General features: G+C 54.1%; 17 protein-coding genes. 12 read left to right on the plus strand and 5 right to left on the minus strand.

Annotated features, from left to right (window positions below):
• The first annotated feature begins 309 nt into the window (after positions 1-309).
• The 5 genes from ACOOGA_RS11525 to ACOOGA_RS11545 all read left to right on the plus strand — a co-directional run bounded on the left by ACOOGA_RS11525 (position 310) and on the right by ACOOGA_RS11545 (position 3,341).
• Positions 310-720 (plus strand): hypothetical protein, encoded by a 411-nt coding sequence (locus ACOOGA_RS11525; RefSeq protein WP_417459656.1) that lies wholly within the window; start codon positions 310-312, stop codon positions 718-720.
• Between the two features lie 222 nt (positions 721-942).
• Positions 943-1,617: a transposase gene (locus ACOOGA_RS11530; protein ID WP_417460079.1), complete on the plus strand. Its 675-nt coding sequence runs from the start codon at positions 943-945 to the stop codon at positions 1,615-1,617.
• A 65-nt stretch (positions 1,618-1,682) separates the two neighbouring features.
• The gene (locus ACOOGA_RS11535; RefSeq protein WP_420428740.1) at positions 1,683-2,249 is read left to right on the plus strand and encodes a hypothetical protein; all 567 of its coding nucleotides are present in this window, start codon (positions 1,683-1,685) and stop codon (positions 2,247-2,249) included.
• A gap of 211 nt (positions 2,250-2,460) precedes the next feature.
• A complete protein-coding gene (locus ACOOGA_RS11540) occupies positions 2,461-2,913 on the plus strand; it encodes a fasciclin domain-containing protein (protein ID WP_417460080.1) in 453 nt (150 codons plus the stop codon).
• A gap of 245 nt (positions 2,914-3,158) precedes the next feature.
• Complete coding sequence (locus ACOOGA_RS11545; protein ID WP_417459658.1) at positions 3,159-3,341, plus strand: dienelactone hydrolase family protein; 183 nt, start codon at positions 3,159-3,161, stop codon at positions 3,339-3,341.
• Positions 3,342-3,449: 108 nt separating this feature from the next.
• On the opposite strand, the gene ACOOGA_RS11550 is transcribed toward ACOOGA_RS11545, so the two are convergent.
• Positions 3,450-5,141 carry an amidohydrolase gene (locus tag ACOOGA_RS11550; RefSeq protein WP_417459659.1) on the minus strand — a complete coding sequence of 564 codons (1,692 nt, stop codon included), beginning with the start codon at positions 5,139-5,141 and terminating at the stop codon, positions 3,450-3,452.
• 91 nt (positions 5,142-5,232) lie between these two features.
• Here ACOOGA_RS11550 and ACOOGA_RS11555 point away from each other — a divergent pair, with 91 nt between their 5' ends.
• Complete coding sequence (locus ACOOGA_RS11555; RefSeq protein WP_417459660.1) at positions 5,233-6,627, plus strand: putative O-glycosylation ligase, exosortase A system-associated; 1,395 nt, start codon at positions 5,233-5,235, stop codon at positions 6,625-6,627.
• A 9-nt stretch (positions 6,628-6,636) separates the two neighbouring features.
• On the opposite strand, the gene ACOOGA_RS11560 is transcribed toward ACOOGA_RS11555, so the two are convergent.
• Positions 6,637-7,005 carry a hypothetical protein gene (locus tag ACOOGA_RS11560; protein ID WP_417459661.1) on the minus strand — a complete coding sequence of 123 codons (369 nt, stop codon included), beginning with the start codon at positions 7,003-7,005 and terminating at the stop codon, positions 6,637-6,639.
• A 54-nt stretch (positions 7,006-7,059) separates the two neighbouring features.
• The gene (gene pspF / locus ACOOGA_RS11565) at positions 7,060-8,100 is read right to left on the minus strand and encodes a phage shock protein operon transcriptional activator (RefSeq protein WP_417459662.1); all 1,041 of its coding nucleotides are present in this window, start codon (positions 8,098-8,100) and stop codon (positions 7,060-7,062) included.
• Positions 8,101-8,322: 222 nt separating this feature from the next.
• On the opposite strand from pspF, the gene ACOOGA_RS11570 reads away from it, so the two are divergent.
• From ACOOGA_RS11570 to ACOOGA_RS11595, 6 genes are all read left to right on the plus strand, one after another.
• Positions 8,323-8,493: a hypothetical protein gene (locus tag ACOOGA_RS11570; protein ID WP_417459663.1), complete on the plus strand. Its 171-nt coding sequence runs from the start codon at positions 8,323-8,325 to the stop codon at positions 8,491-8,493.
• 173 nt (positions 8,494-8,666) lie between these two features.
• The gene (gene pspA / locus ACOOGA_RS11575; protein ID WP_417459664.1) at positions 8,667-9,377 is read left to right on the plus strand and encodes a phage shock protein PspA; all 711 of its coding nucleotides are present in this window, start codon (positions 8,667-8,669) and stop codon (positions 9,375-9,377) included.
• A gap of 41 nt (positions 9,378-9,418) precedes the next feature.
• Complete coding sequence (gene pspB, locus ACOOGA_RS11580) at positions 9,419-9,646, plus strand: envelope stress response membrane protein PspB (protein WP_417459665.1); 228 nt, start codon at positions 9,419-9,421, stop codon at positions 9,644-9,646.
• Positions 9,633-10,025, plus strand: a complete 393-nt coding sequence (gene pspC, locus ACOOGA_RS11585) for an envelope stress response membrane protein PspC (RefSeq protein ID WP_417459666.1) — start codon at positions 9,633-9,635, stop codon at positions 10,023-10,025. Before pspB ends, pspC begins: the two co-directional genes overlap by 14 nt.
• A 191-nt stretch (positions 10,026-10,216) precedes the next feature.
• Positions 10,217-10,771: a PAS domain-containing protein gene (locus tag ACOOGA_RS11590; RefSeq protein ID WP_417459667.1), complete on the plus strand. Its 555-nt coding sequence runs from the start codon at positions 10,217-10,219 to the stop codon at positions 10,769-10,771.
• Positions 10,772-10,907: 136 nt separating this feature from the next.
• A complete protein-coding gene (locus tag ACOOGA_RS11595) occupies positions 10,908-11,462 on the plus strand; it encodes a PAS domain-containing protein (RefSeq protein ID WP_417459668.1) in 555 nt (184 codons plus the stop codon).
• A 70-nt stretch (positions 11,463-11,532) separates the two neighbouring features.
• Here the strand turns inward: ACOOGA_RS11595 and ACOOGA_RS11600 are convergent, their stop codons facing one another.
• Entirely contained in the window at positions 11,533-13,137 is a 1,605-nt protein-coding gene (locus ACOOGA_RS11600) for an amidohydrolase family protein (protein WP_417459669.1), read from the minus strand.
• A 128-nt stretch (positions 13,138-13,265) separates the two neighbouring features.
• Entirely contained in the window at positions 13,266-14,624 is a 1,359-nt protein-coding gene (locus ACOOGA_RS11605; RefSeq protein ID WP_417459670.1) for a spinster family MFS transporter, read from the minus strand.
• Between the last annotated feature and the right edge of the window lie 124 nt (positions 14,625-14,748).

Below are 14,748 nucleotides of genomic sequence, written 5' to 3' on the forward strand. Positions count from 1 at the left end.
GCTGCTGGTACTGAAGCGAGCACTGCTGCTAATGTCAGTAAACTGTTAGCGCCAGTAACGTGGCGAAGGTTGAGAGATTAACGGGGACGTCGACGTCGAGAACAGCTCTCAATCAGGGCTTGAGTAGGAATGATGCCCGGGCTCGCGCTCAGGCGACAGTAGATCAGATGTTTCCTTCCCAGCTCAAAAATGCAACGAATAACGTTGGCCGAGCTACTAATGATATACCTCCTCCCCAGCCAACGATCTGGGATAATATCGCATCACTATTTGATGGATGGGGGGGTTAAACGCCTGTGGTGATTAGTCATGTTAAGTTTTAAAGCAGCTTTTATGGTGCGTGTGTGGCGCTTTAAGGCACTTCGTGCTGTGTCGAGGAATGAACTGGCGAAATGTAGAGAAAACCTACTTAGGATACAGAAGCTGCGCCCTTTGATTTGCACGGAGAGTTTGTTGATTGCATATACATTTTATGCACAGGACAACCATGTGCAGTGCGCTCAATATCTTCGCCGAGCTTCAGAAGCGCTGCATCGAGCGAAGCGCCTTGGTTATGACGATAAACAACATCTTCTCCTCTATATGCACCGTATGTTGCGGGCTCTCAGAGCTAATGAGGGTGTGACAAATATTCCATTGTCCGCGGTTCAGCGATATAACCCAGAAAAGGTTAAGAGCTTCATTCGTCATACATTTGTCGTTCCGCCAACAGTTATTTAGAGCCGCCATAGGCTCTGCCTTCGCGTGAGGGATTTGCCGCACGCGGTGATGTTGGATGATAGCCGCTGAAGGAAGGCGGCATTCTGGTGCGCGTTATCCGACTTTCGATAGGAAAGCGTCGATAGTGCGCATGACGGCATCCTGATCCCGCTTGGGGAGCTGGAATTCCGGGGACAGTATATGATTATTGACGTCCCGGTCTTTGTTTCCTACTTTCCTCTTATGGCTCGCATAGCAAGATTAGTGGTTCCGGGGTATGCGCATCACGTAACGCAGCGTGGGGTGCGCCGTATGGCCACCTTTATGCAGGATAGCGATTATTCGGACTATCTGACCCTTGTGTCTGAGGCTTGCAAAAAAGCTGGCACCGAGGTGTGGGGATATTGCCTGATGCCGAACCATGTTCATTTGATCATGGTGCCTTCCCATAAAGATGGCTTGCGTGCTGCGCTCGGTGAAGCGCACCGTCGTTATACTCGCATGATCAACTTCCGTGAAGGCGCGCGCGGCCATCTGTGGCAGGAGCGTTTTGCGTCTTTTGTGATGGACGGGCAACATCTGGTTGCATGCGCGCGGTATGTTGAGCTGAACCCGGTTCGGGCGGGTATGGTCAAGCGCCCAGAGGATTGGGCTTGGTCAAGCGCACGGGCGCACCTTGAGGGCAACGATGATGCGCTTGCGAAGGTTTCCCCCTTGCTAGAGGAGGTGCCGGATTGGGCAGCGTTGCTGCAGGGCGGCGTGGAGGATGCGGAAATGAAGCGCCTGCAAATGCATACCCGCACAGGCAGGCCACTTGGCGCTGATGCCTGGGTTGAACACCTGGAAAAGCAAGAGGGCAGACGCCTCGCCGCCCAACGGCCGGGTCGCCCTAAGAAGACTGTCAGTGATGATAAATAGTATACTGTCCCCGGAATTAACAAATGGTCGGGGGGTTATGTTTAATAGCTCCTGCAAAACAATTGATGGCGAAGGGCATCATGAATAGATTGCTTTCCTATTTATCAGGCCGCCTCCCACATTCGGTCTTTATAGAAGCTGACCGAGAGGCCTTTCTGCAGTCTTTGGACAGAAAGGCAGCTAGGCTGAGTAATTTGCCAGTAGGCGGTGTTGGTAATGTCGATAAGGCCTTCATATATAGCCTTAAAGGTAACGAATTGATTGCGAAGCAAAACGCGCCTCTTCTGGAGCATTTCTGGGTACTTCCAGGCTCAGCTAGGTACGTGGGTATTATCTCGGAGGATGCGGAAGGTACCAAACTTGACGGCTACTTTGAGTCTGACCACCATAACAGTCTGAACAAGGTGTTCTTCTATTCCTTCTTGCTAGTGTTGATGGTGGGCACCGTAGTGCGTATCTGGGATGAGGCAGGTATAGCGGAGATGTTAGTTGTTGCGCTATTCGCGATACTGGCGGCTTTGTTGGTTCCTGCTCTTGGCTGGATAAACCTTACCATATTTCAGAAACGCGAAATTCAAGAGGTGAAAGGGTTGTTGGGGTTTAGGGAGCTAGGCGCCGCTTCTGAAACTTAACGGCATAAACGCTGGATATTGCCAATATTGACGCATTAAAAACAGCCGGACGGAAAGATTGCTGAGCAGTCTCGTCCGGTCTTCGTATGATCCAATTATGCCGCCCTGGCGTAACAGGGGTATCCTCAAAATTAGATTGGAGACCCCCATGTTGCCCACGAAGTTGTTGAAAACCCTGTCTGTTGCAGCGGCGCTGTCTGTCTCTGCGCTCATGTCGCAAACCGTGTATGCAGACGATCACAAAGGCCATCAGGCCGATATCGTCGATACGGCTGTGAATGCTGGCAGCTTTGAAACGCTGGTTGCGGCGGTAAAGGCGGCGGGCCTTGTGGAAACCCTTAAGGGTGACGGCCCGTTTACCGTGTTCGCCCCAACGGATGAAGCTTTTGCAAAGCTGCCTGACGGTACGATTGCCACACTGCTCAAACCGGAGAACAAAGCCAAGCTTACAGCCATTCTCACCTACCATGTTGTGCCGGGCAAGGTGATGTCTGCCGATCTTGCGGGCAAGAAGCTTAGCGCGGCCACAGTGCAGGGCCAGAAAGTGCAAATCGATGCCACGCATGGCGGTGTGATGGTGGATGGCGCCAAGGTGCTGACGGCTGATATCACGACCAAAAATGGCGTGATTCACGTGATTGACACAGTGATCATGCCTGAATGATAGCAATCAATATGGCCTGTTTGGCCGGTTGGTTGAGAAAGCCACCTCGTCCTCCCCGGGGTGGCTTTACTCGTGCCGGGCTTCACCCGTCAGTGCTTCCATTCTTCGGTCAGGAAGGTGGTGAAAGCAGACGTTGGATGTTGCCTCATGAAGGATTGATAGCCCAAAGCGCGCAGCGTGTGACAGTAGATTGCCCCCCGCTGTGCGTCGTGCTCCTATAGTGGTCAACAACAAGCGAGGGCGCTATGGCTGAGATCATCCTGTTTCATTCCGTGTTGGGTTTGTGCACTGCCGAGCGGGGGATTGCGGAAACGCTTGAGCGTGACGGGCACCGTGTTTTCCTGCCGGACCTGTATGCCGGACGTTATGCGGGTGATTACGATGAAGGTTTTCGCATCCAAGGTGAGATTGGGGTGAGAATGGCATGACACCCAGTGAATATCGCCGGAAGGCTATTGATGGCAGTCAAGGCTCCAAATAAAAACCCGCCACAGTATGCGGCGGGTTTTTGCGTTTTCGTAGTGTGGGCGCGTGGCCTATTCTTTCATGTAGATGATATCACCACCCACCACGGTCATCACTGCTTCCCCTTTGGGGATGTCGGCGGCCGGGGCTGTCATCAGGTCGACGGAGAAAGCCGTCATGTCTGCTTCTTTGCCAACGGTGATGGAGCCGACGCGATCTTCCTGGAAGGACGCGATGGCGGGCCACAGCGTGAACATCTTGAGCGCGTCAGCGCGGCTCACAGCTTCCTCAGCGTGCCAATTTGGTCCCTGAAAGCCCGCCAGGTCATGCCTGTATGTGGCGGCATAATATTCAATAAGCGGGTCACCGCGTTCAACCGGCGCGTCCGAGCCGCCTGCCACGATAACGCCGCTGTTGATAAAGCTTTGCCATGCATAAGCACCCACAAGCCGGTCGTCGCCCAGCCGGGCCGGGGCGAAATGCAAATCGCCAATAGCGTGGCTTGGTTGCATGCTTGGGATGACACCAAGGGCTTTATAGCGCGGGATATCTTCCGGGTTGACGATCTGTGTGTGTTCGTCGCGCCAACGAGGCTCCGTGATCGCGCGTTCCACGCTCGGGATCTCATCCTGTACTTCCTCATACCAGTCCAGCAGCAGGCGGTTACCCCGGTCACCAATGGCATGTGTGTTGACCTGAATGCCGAGGGAGAGCGCTTGCCTGAGGATTGGCATGGTCTCTTCTTTCGTGGTCAGCAGCAGGCCAGATGTGGCCGCGTCTGCATAAGGCTCAAGAAGCGCTGCTCCGCGCGAGCCAAGCGCACCATCCATATAAAGTTTGATCGCGCGGGTGATGATATGCCCATCCGCGCTTTCACGTTTACCACCAATGAAAAGCTTGTCGGCTTCCTCCGGGTTGACCGAGTTATATACCCGAATGCCGACATCGCCGGTGCCGGTCAGCATTTCAAGAGCCTCTACCTCACCCCACGACACAGACATATTGTGCATGCCGGTCCAGCCGTAGCGGGCATATACTTCGCTCGCGACCATCAGTTGCTGGTTGAGGTCAGCGGCAGTTTGTTCGGGCATCAGGGGTGCGATGAGGTTCATGGCAGCATCAATGAGCATACCGGTAGGTTCACCCAGCGCATTTTTTAGAATTTCGCCGCCAAAGGGTGCTTCGGTCGTCTCGTCAATGCCCGCCACCTCAAGCGCTTTGGAATTGGCAACCAGCGCGTGGCCATCGGCGCGGCGCAGCACAACGGGTACATCAGGCAGGATAGCATCAATGTCCCAGCGTGTTGGGAAGCGGGCTTCGGGCCAATGTGTTTCGATCCAGCCCCGGCCAAAAAGAACTGGTGCGTTGTGTGTTGTAGCCCATTCGCCCACGGTTTTCTGAAGTGCCTTGATGGACGGTATGCCCTCAAGGTTCAGGGTCAGCTCTCGCGAGCCAATGCCGGACATATGAGCATGAGCATCGGTGAAGCCGGGGAAAAGTGCTGCGCCGTCAAGCGAAAGCACAGTTGTATCTTGCCCGACAAGCGCTTCGGCACCCGCCCGTGCGCCAACAAAGATAAATTTGCCATCCTTAACCGCCACGGCTTCCGCCTGCGGGCGGCTATCATCTGCCGTGTAGATCGGGCCACCCCAGATCACGAGGTCTGCTGTATTGGAAGTTGGGTCCGTGAGTATTGTGTCTTGCGCAGCAAAGCTTGTTGCAGCGAACACCGTCACAGCCATCATCATGATTATGTGGCGCATTGATTTTCTCCCCTAATGAGCGCCCCATGCTATGACTTCAAAAAGGCCTGTCAAGCGATAGACTTGCGCAACTGAGTGTGGCTGAGGCACAATGAGGCAGACGCCCGTTGTTGAGGCTAGGGAAAGTGTTGTCATGCGTGGTGCGATTGTCGCCCTTCTGTTGTTTATGTGGATGCCCATTGTCATCTTCAAACCCTTTATCGGGATTTTGTTGTGGGACTGGATTTCACACATGAACCCGCACAAGCAGACCTATGGGTTTGCAATGTTCTTCCCGTTCCTTGATTTTGTTGCCGCGCTGACGATTGGCGGGCTGTTGATCAGTAAAGATAAAAAAAGCCTGCCGGCACACCCCATTGTGGCAATCATTCTGATCTATTTTATATGGGTGACCTTCACCACTATCGTAGGGTTTGAGCCGGGCTATTCCTTTGAAAAATACACCTATGTGTTCAAGGTGTTGTTGTTCGCGTTCGTAGCCATGATGGTGATGCAATCGCCGAACCGGCTCCGGGCCTTTGTTTTTGTGATGGCAGCCTCTCTCGCCTACATCGGCGTCAAGGGTGGGCTTTTTACCATCTTGACCGGGGGTAGCGGCCGGGTGCAGGGCGCGGGCGGCATGATGGATGACAACAATCAGCTTGCCATGGCGATGGCCATGCTGTTGCCGCTGTCCATGTATTTTGTGCAGCATCCGCCGTTGAAGATTTTGAAGTGGCCATTTGCAGGCGCGACCTTCGCGATCATGCTGTCGATCGTGGGTACGCAGTCCAGAGGCGGGTTTGTAGCCCTTGCGGCGGTGATGGGCATGTTGCTGCTACAAAGCAAACATAAGTTCAAGCTGATCGCAGTACTTGTGCCGCTTGTTATTGGCGGCCTCTATTTCATGCCGGACAGCTGGAAAAACCGGATGCAGAGTACGGAGAATGCAACGGAGGATTCAAGCTTCCGAGGCAGGGTGGTGATGTGGCGGTTCTCGTCAAACGTGGCAGACGACAACCCTATTGAGGGAGGTGGGTATAATGTCTTCTATGTTCGCCGTGCGCAGGAACTTTACATGCCGCCCGGGGAAATCCCGCGAGCACCACACTCTGCTTATTTTGAGGTGCTGGCCGAGCACGGCTATACCGGGCTTCTCCTGTATCTCTCGATGCTATTGACGGGCTGGTACGCTGGTGGTTCGGCGGCCAAAAAATTCAGGAAACACGAAGAGACCAAATGGATTGGGGATTTGTGCGCAGCCATCCAGCTTGGGTTGGTGGGGTATGCTGTTGGCGGTTTGACTGTGAATATTGCCACGTTTGACCTGTTCTATCATTATCTTGCTGTGATTGTGATGTGCTCAAACGTAGGCGATGAAATCCTCGCGCGGCAAACCTTCAGGGTAGCTGATGACGGGAAAAAAATTATCGCCGCAGGCCCGAAAAAATGGTCGCCGCACGGGTCAGGCTCGAAAGCGGCACGGCAGAAAACCAGCCCGACTTAAGATGCCGATTTACGGGGTGTCGTCGCTTGGCGCACCAGCCTGTTTTGCCGCAGCTTCATTTTCCTGCATGCGGGTGATGGCGCTTTCTCCCGCCTCAGTACGCCGACGAAGGAAGGCGACCAAAAGCCCGACAACCGCACCCGCGGCGATGACAGCTGCGAACAGGATGAAGAACCCAAGAACCCAGGCCGCCAGGCTATAGAGGGATTCGCACCCATTCTCGCATATGGCTGTGGTCGGGTCCCCGATCCAGAGGCGGAAGGCAGCATAAGCCGCAAGCATCACGGCAATAAGCCCGAATATGTTGCGGGTGCTCAGAAGCGCGGTCTTTTTAGCGCGCTGCCGCTGGCGTTTATGAATGAAAAGGTTCTCTGACATGGCCGCACTATGACGCCAGCGCGAAGCCGTGGTCAAGTGAAGATCGTATGGTGGTTACAACAGATCGTGCTTCTTCAGCGCGTGCCTCAGCTGGTCATAACTCAGGTTCAGTTGTCTGGCAGCAACGCGTTGGTTGAAGCGTGCTTCTTCCAGTGCATGGGCGAGCAGCTTCTTCTCATAAGCTGTCACGGTTTCCTTAAAGCAGAATGGGCCATTGGGTAGGGCGGGCTTCTCTGTGTCAGCCTTCGTGTTGGCTGGTGGTGCAGCAGGGTTGGGCGCTGCCTGTGGTGCCATGCGGTTGCGTTTGGCCGGGGGGCGGAAGGGGCTGTCAAACGGGTCAAACACGATATCGCAGATCGCCTTTTCACCGTCCCACGCACGATAGATGGCGCGCTCCACCACATTCTTGAGCTCCCGCACATTGCCGGGCCAGCGATGGCTCATCATCTCGTCTTCTGCCTTGTCGCTAAAACCGGGGAAGACAAGCCACTCAAGCTCGCGGGCCATGTTGCGGCCGAAATGTTCCGCCAGCACCATGATATCTTCAGGACGCTCACGAAGCGGGGGCACGGTGATGACGTCAAACGCCAGCCGGTCGAGAAGGTCATGCCGAAACTCGCCCGCGTCAGCTGCGGCGGGTAGGTCGATGTTGGTGGCTCCCACCACGCGCACGTCCACCTCAATCGTCTCATTACCGCCCACGCGTTCAAATTCACCATATTCGATCACCCGCAGGAGCTTCTCTTGGGCTGACATGCTCATGGTGCCAATCTCGTCAAGGAACAGGCTGCCCTGGTCGGCGGCTTCAAACCGGCCTGCGCGTCGGTTGCGGGCGCCGGTGAACGCGCCGGGCTCATACCCGAACAGTTCGCTCTCAAGCAGGGTTTCTGCGAGTGCTGCGCAGTTCATTTTCTGAAACGGCTTATTCCAGCGGTTCGAAAGATAGTGCAGTCGTGCCGCGATAAGCTCTTTACCTGTGCCCCGTTCTCCAATCACCAGAAGCGGTCGATCGAGGGGGGCCGCGCGGCTGATGCGGTCCATCAAATCGAGGAACGCGGGGGAGCTGCCAATAATCTGATCTTGTCGTATTTCCATGATACTGAATATTAGTATTATTCACTAACTATTGGCAATTATAATCAACGTGAATAACGAATATATAGCGCCTCAAGAAAATTATCTTTTAAAATCAATATGTTAATTTTTCCTCAAAAACTGGCACGCACCCTGCAAATATTGGTTCGTCAGCGAGAGATACACAAAAAGACTGACACAAAAAAACAACGAAGACAGCGAACGGAATTAGAGGACAAGACGATGAACAAGATGTTGCAACTAAGCTCAGCCCTTTCAGCCATGAACGAAACAAGCGCAGAGCTTGATGGTTTGATTGCCGGTTTTGGCCTGATCCGCCAGTCGGAAGGCCGCAACCAGAGCGCAGAGCGCCGGGTTCGCCGCATTGAGCGTCGTCGTCGCCGTCTGCACTAATTCCAACGCCTAACCCGGCGTCTGCGAGGGGACGCCGGGTCAGCGACTAAAAGAGGCCATATAAAAAGTGGCCCAGGTTGCTCCCGAAGCATAATTCGGGGAGGAAGTCCCAAAAAATGGCCGCGAAAGCCACCCGGGACACGTAAGCGAGGACTTAAGAAAGGACAATAAAAATGGGTATTTTTTCCCGCCTGACCGACATCATCAACTCCAATATCAATGCCATTCTCGACAAAGCCGAGGATCCTGAAAAAATCATCCGCATGGTCATCCAGGAAATGGAAGACACTCTTGTGGAGGTTCGCTCCTCTGCTGCGAAAACAATCGCAGACCAGAAAGATCTTGAGCGCCGTATCAAGAAGGTTGAGAAGGCACAGGCCGAATGGGAGAAGAAAGCTGAGCTTGCTATCTCCAAAGGTCGGGACGACCTCGCCAAAGGCGCACTGGTTGAAAAAGCCAAGGTGGCCGACATGGAAGTGCACCTCAAGGAAGAGCTCAAGCTTCTCTCTGACGCACTGACACGGAACGAGGAAGATGTCATCAAGCTTGATGCCAAACTGCGCGAAGCGCGGGCGAAGAAAGCCAGTATGCAGGCGCGGCACAAGTCGGCAACCAATCAGGTTCGGGTTCGCAAGAACCTCTATGACAACCGCATCCAGGACGCGTTCGACCGCTTTGATAAAGTAGACGCACGTCTTGACCGCCTTGAAGGTGAAGCTGAAGCCATGACCATCGGTCGCGGTGAAAACCTTGAAGATCAGTTCCGCGCACTTGAAGCGGACGATGATATCGAGAAAGAGCTTGCTGCCCTTAAGGCTAAATCAAGCGGTGGCGCTGAAAAGCCAGCTGCAAAGGCTCCTGCAAAAAAATCGGCGTCGAAATAATCGGCGCCCACCCACAATAAGAAAAAGAGGAAGGGTCAACAATGGAAGTCATACCAATATTACTGTTGGTGATCGTGGCGCCGCTTTGGATCATTTTCCACTACATCACAAAGTGGAAGCAAATGAAGGGCATCACCGCAGAAGATGAAGCGTCACTGGGTGATTTGCGTACCGCCGCCGACAGGTTAGAGGACCGGTTGCGCACCATGGAACGCATCATGGACGATGAAGTACCAGACTGGAGGAGCCGTCATCATGACAAGTTATAACAGCCGCCCCACCAAACTTTATAAAATCCCCGAAGAAGGGCGTTTCATGGGGGTATGTGCCGGGATTGCAGATTATCTCGGTGTCAAGGTTGGTCTTGTCAGGTTTCTTACCATCGTAGGGGCAATTTTCACCGGTTTCTGGCTCTTCATCATTGGGTATTTTGTGCTTGGTATGGCGCTGGACCCCCGCCCTGAAGGCCTCTATAGCGACGATAAAGAAGAGGAATTTTGGCGCCAGACACGGAAGAGCCCGGACTATACAGCAGCAGAGCTGCGCCGTCGCTTCCGGGATATCGAGCGCCGTACCGCCGACATGGAAACTTACATGACCAGTAAACGGTTCCGGCTTGAGCGGGAGCTTCGGGCGCTGGAAGACTAGACCGGACCCGGACCGGACCAGAATCGGACCAGAATCGGACAGGACTTAGACACTCACTTTCCCATCCTCTCCAGGACGTGAAAGCACAGGGCGGGATTTTCCCGCCCTTTTTTTTTGAATGTTGTTCGTTGCTTGAAGAGTATTGCCCCACTAGAATGCATCGGTATTCAACAGGGCGAGTGCATGAGTGTATGATCCAAGCTATTCAGGATAATAAGATTTTCCGCACTGTCTATGCGGTATGGGATGAACTAAGGGACGACGGCCAGGTTATGCCGACCCGCGACGGTTTTAACCCCATGGCACTTGGGGCGATGCTACCCAACATTGTGCTGGTTGAGCGGGTAGACCGCGCGCACTATGAGTACCGCGTCATGGGCACGGCAGTAAGCGCCCGTCAGCAGGAAAACCCTGTTGGCTTCAACATGCTTGAATATTTTGTGCCCGAGGTACGTGAGTTTCTGGCTGACTGGTTCGAAGCCATGACCTTCTATGGGTGTGGCACCATCACTAGCATGGATCTAGTCTATAATAACGAGGCTGACAGGGGTGCCCAAGTGTTGGGTTTACCGCTTCGCGGGAAGGGCGGAGAAGGCCACTATTATCTGTTTGGCAACCACGCCTGGGGCGAAAAACATCCTGACGAGCTTGGCGGGCTCATCAGCGCTGGCGCAAATCATCTGGAATGTATCGGGGTGGACATTGGTAAAGGCTTGCCAGACCTCCCTGTTCAGCCAGTACGTTAGCTGACGATTGACCGGATATCCTTGAATAGTGGGAGGCGAGCGAAGGTCTCTGCGCTCCTGTTTATTGCGGCTTCTGCTTTAAGTTTTCCTTAAATCACCTCTGATTATGATACTCTGGGGCCTGATAGGAGATGCCATGAAGCCTTTGAGCGGAAAATTTATTCCCTTCTTCGATGTTTGGGTCGCTTTTCGGGCGCCCGGAGAAGTGGTGCCGCTCTGGAAGAATGTCAGGCCGATGAAGTTTGGCGACCTTCTTGCCAATGTCACCATGGTGAAGAAATACGGTCCGCGTGATTATCGGTACCGACTGCTGGGTTCCGAGGTTAACCTCAAGATGGGTGACGATCCCGTCGGCGAAGATTTTTTCAAATATCTGCCAAAGCACCTTCACGACTATGCCAACACATGGTTGGATAATATTATCGCCCAGCCTTGCGCCGCCTGGCATAAAATGAGCCTCGAGTTCGCGCGCGATAGCTCTCACCATTATGAAAGCCTTAATCTGCCGATCAGGGGTGGGGATGGTAAAATCGATACCTTCCTTTATTACAACAAGGGATGGCAGCCGCAGGCAGGTGAGAATCTTGGCCCGCTTGTCAGCTCTGGCGCACAGTTTTTTACCATTGTCCCCGTAGATATAGGCGCCGGTATACCGGACGCGGTGCCCCAGCTAAAATCAGCCCACTTATAGCGCACGACGCCAATAAAAACCCCGAGGTACATGGTCCCGGGGTTTGTGTTGCGCTACCTATCTGGTGTTTTTACTCGGCCGGGCTATTGGCAATGGCCAGTGGTTTATCCGGGTTCATGCCAGCCTCAATTTTGGCTTCACGCACCATCTGGCGCACATCGGCCCGCAGCTTGGCGGCGTCAAAAACAATACCGTCCTTGATGGTCCAGCGCACACCGCCGACCCGTTCCACGAGCCCAGTTTCCCGGTTCAGTTTCACAGCACCTGTGCCGTATAGCACCTTGAAGTTATGAAGTGGGTTTTCGTCAACCACCACGATGTCAGCCTTTTTGCCAACCTCTACGGCGCCGATATCGCTCTCCATCTTCAACTCCTGCGCACCGATTGTGGTGGCGGAGCGGATAACCTCAAGCGGGTGGAAGCCAGCTTCCTGCAAAAGCTCAAACTCCTGAATATAGCCAAAGCCATAAAGGCTGTAGATATAGCCGGTGTCGCTGCCCACACCCACTTTACCGCCGCGGTTTTTATAGTCGTTGATGAACTGCATCCATAGTTTGTAGTTCTTCTTCCACTCAACCTCGTGTTCTGTGGTCCAGTCAAACCAATAAGAGCCGTGGGCTTCTGCGCTTGGGCGGTAGAAATCCCATAGCGCGGGCATGGTGTATTCGTCGTGCCAGACGGCGCGGCTCATGCGCATCAGGTCGCGCGAGGCCACATAAATTGTAAAGGTGGGGTTGAGGGCAAAGTCACGCTCCAGCAGCGTGTCCATCACCTCGTTCCATTTTGGAGAGCCGGGTTTGGCGGCTTGTTTCCAAAGCTTTCCGGCTTCACCAAAGCGGTCCATCTCGTCCGTATAGATATAGTCGGACGGATAGTCTTGAATGAGCTTGTCCTCGAACATGGCTTCCGGCAGCCCGTACCAATGCTCCATGCTATCAAGCCCGTGGGCTGAGGTATCCAGCACATTGGCGTCGGTCACTGCCGTTTGTGAATGGTGCATGGTGGTGGGCAGGCCAAGTTTCTGAGCTTCATCAAGGCCAGCCATCAGCACAGCTTTCGGATTGCCGACAAATTTAACACCGTCCGCCCCCATTTTCTTGAAGCGCTGAATTGTTTCGCGGGCTTCCTTCACGCTTTTGATGCCGGAGAAGGCCGGATAAGCCACCAGTCGGGGAGCGGTAATGTCGTTATTCTCGCTACGTTTCTTGAAATCAAGCGTGCGTTCAAACCCGCTGAAACCCACAATGCGGGCGGTGGTAACGCCGTGCGATAGCCACAGCTTGAAGATATAATCGGGGGAGACACCTTGCCCGAAATCCTTGCCGTGGATGTGGGCGTGCACATCAACAAAGCCGGGCAGGATGTATTTGCCGGTGACGTCCAGCTCGCGGTCACCTTTTGCCGGGCGACCTTCTTCCTTGATCGGGCTGCCAGGTACGCCCACAACCTGTATCTCGGTGATACGGTTGTTCTCGATCACCACATCAGCCGGGCCGTAGGCTGGGCCACCGGTGCCGTCAATGATATAACCACCCCTGAGGACAAGGCGCTCGTACCGGCCTTCACCGTCGGTGCCGTCAGGCAATTCATCTTTTGTGCTGTCTGCGGCCGATAGACCAAAGCCTAAAGACGCGATGGCCAGAGCCGTGAGGCCCAAACGTCTGAGCGTATTCATTCCTGCTCCCCCTGTTTTCATGTGTCGATCTAGGCGGGTGGGAGGCAGCCTTCTCCCACTTATCCGCCCTCATGTAACCCAGAGGATACAGTACATAATTTCGACGCCGCGTACAGCCCACCGTGGGTTTAGAGCGCCGGGGTCTCCACGGTCTGTGCCAAAGCCTTCTGGCGCTCTTCCTCTTCCACCACGGCGGCGGCGAAAGCCTTGCGTCCCCACAACAGCAGGCCAATGCAGCAGGGTGTGGTAATGGCCGCAACAAGCGCGAGTGAATAGTTGAGCATCATTTTATCGCCGAACAGGCTGTCAGTCAGGAAGCCGATCAGAAAAGGTCCGCCACCATAGCCGAGGATGTTGGTACAAAAGACATAGAATGCAATTACCTGCCCGCGCATCTGGTTCGGTGTGATGATCTGAAGGGAGGCAAATGCGATGCCGGATGGCAGATTGATGAAAAAGTTGGAAAAGCCCAGCACCCACCAAACGAGGTTTGTATCGGAAATGAATGGGAGAGCCACTGCAGGAATCAGGTAACCAAAAGGCGCGACGAGAAGCGCACGCACATGGGAATCTTGCTTGCCTTGAGCGAGCCAGCGGTCCGCCAGATAGCCGCCAAGTAGCAGTCCGGCTGGCCCGGTTACTAGAGAGATCAGCCCAAATGTCTTGCCTACGTCTCCGGGCTCAAGACCGTGATAGCGGTGGAAAAACAAGGTGAGGAAAATAAGCGTGCCGAAGCCAAGCATGGCGACAAAAGAAACGCCGAAGCAAATACCAGCATACGCACGGAAGCGGTTCTTTACGTGGGCAATTACTTCTCGTACAGGAATGCTGTCGCTTTCACCGGTCGCGCCCTTGCGGCTGGGTTCCTTTACCGTGAACATCAAAAGTGTGAGCAGCATGCCCGGCAGGCCTACCATCAGCAGCACTTTTTGCCAGTTGCGCATCAGTTCACCACCAGGCACCACGATATCGGGTAACTGGTCGGCTAGGTTAATTACCGTTCCACCGACATAAAAGGCAAGCGCAGAGCCAACTGGGATACCCATAGCGTAGACGCTAAGCGCTGTAGCTAGCCGCTTTTTGGGGAAGCTATCGGCCACCAGCGAATTGGCGGCGGGAGCAAGTGCGGCTTCTCCGACACCGACACCGATGCGAAGTGCAAACAGCATCCAGTAGCCTCGGGCCAGCGACGACAGTGCAGTCATCAAGCTCCAGACAAGAAGGCCAACCGCGATCAGGCCGCGACGACTGCGGCTGTCGGCAATGCGTGCGAAGGGCAGGCCAAAAAGAGTATAGAAAACTGCGAAGCCAAATCCGGTCAGTAGGCCGAACATGGTGTCAGATATCTGGAAATCCTTAATGATCCAAGGGCCAAGCAGGCCAAGAATTTGCCTGTCGATGAAGGAAAAGGTGTAGATAACCAGCAGCAATGCCACCATATACCACGCATAGGCCGGGCGTGGATAACCGGATTGGTTGGATGACATAGGCGCTCCCCTCGCTTTGCCCGAAGGCTGTCATTCGGTTTTTGGCCTTTTATTCATTGGCCCGATCCTTTAGACACTCGAGACATTAGGTCGGGCGAAACGCCAGACTGTCAAGGTACCGTAG

It is taken from the genome of Kordiimonas sp. (assembly GCF_965216265.1).
Lineage (GTDB): Bacteria > Pseudomonadota > Alphaproteobacteria > Sphingomonadales > Kordiimonadaceae > Kordiimonas.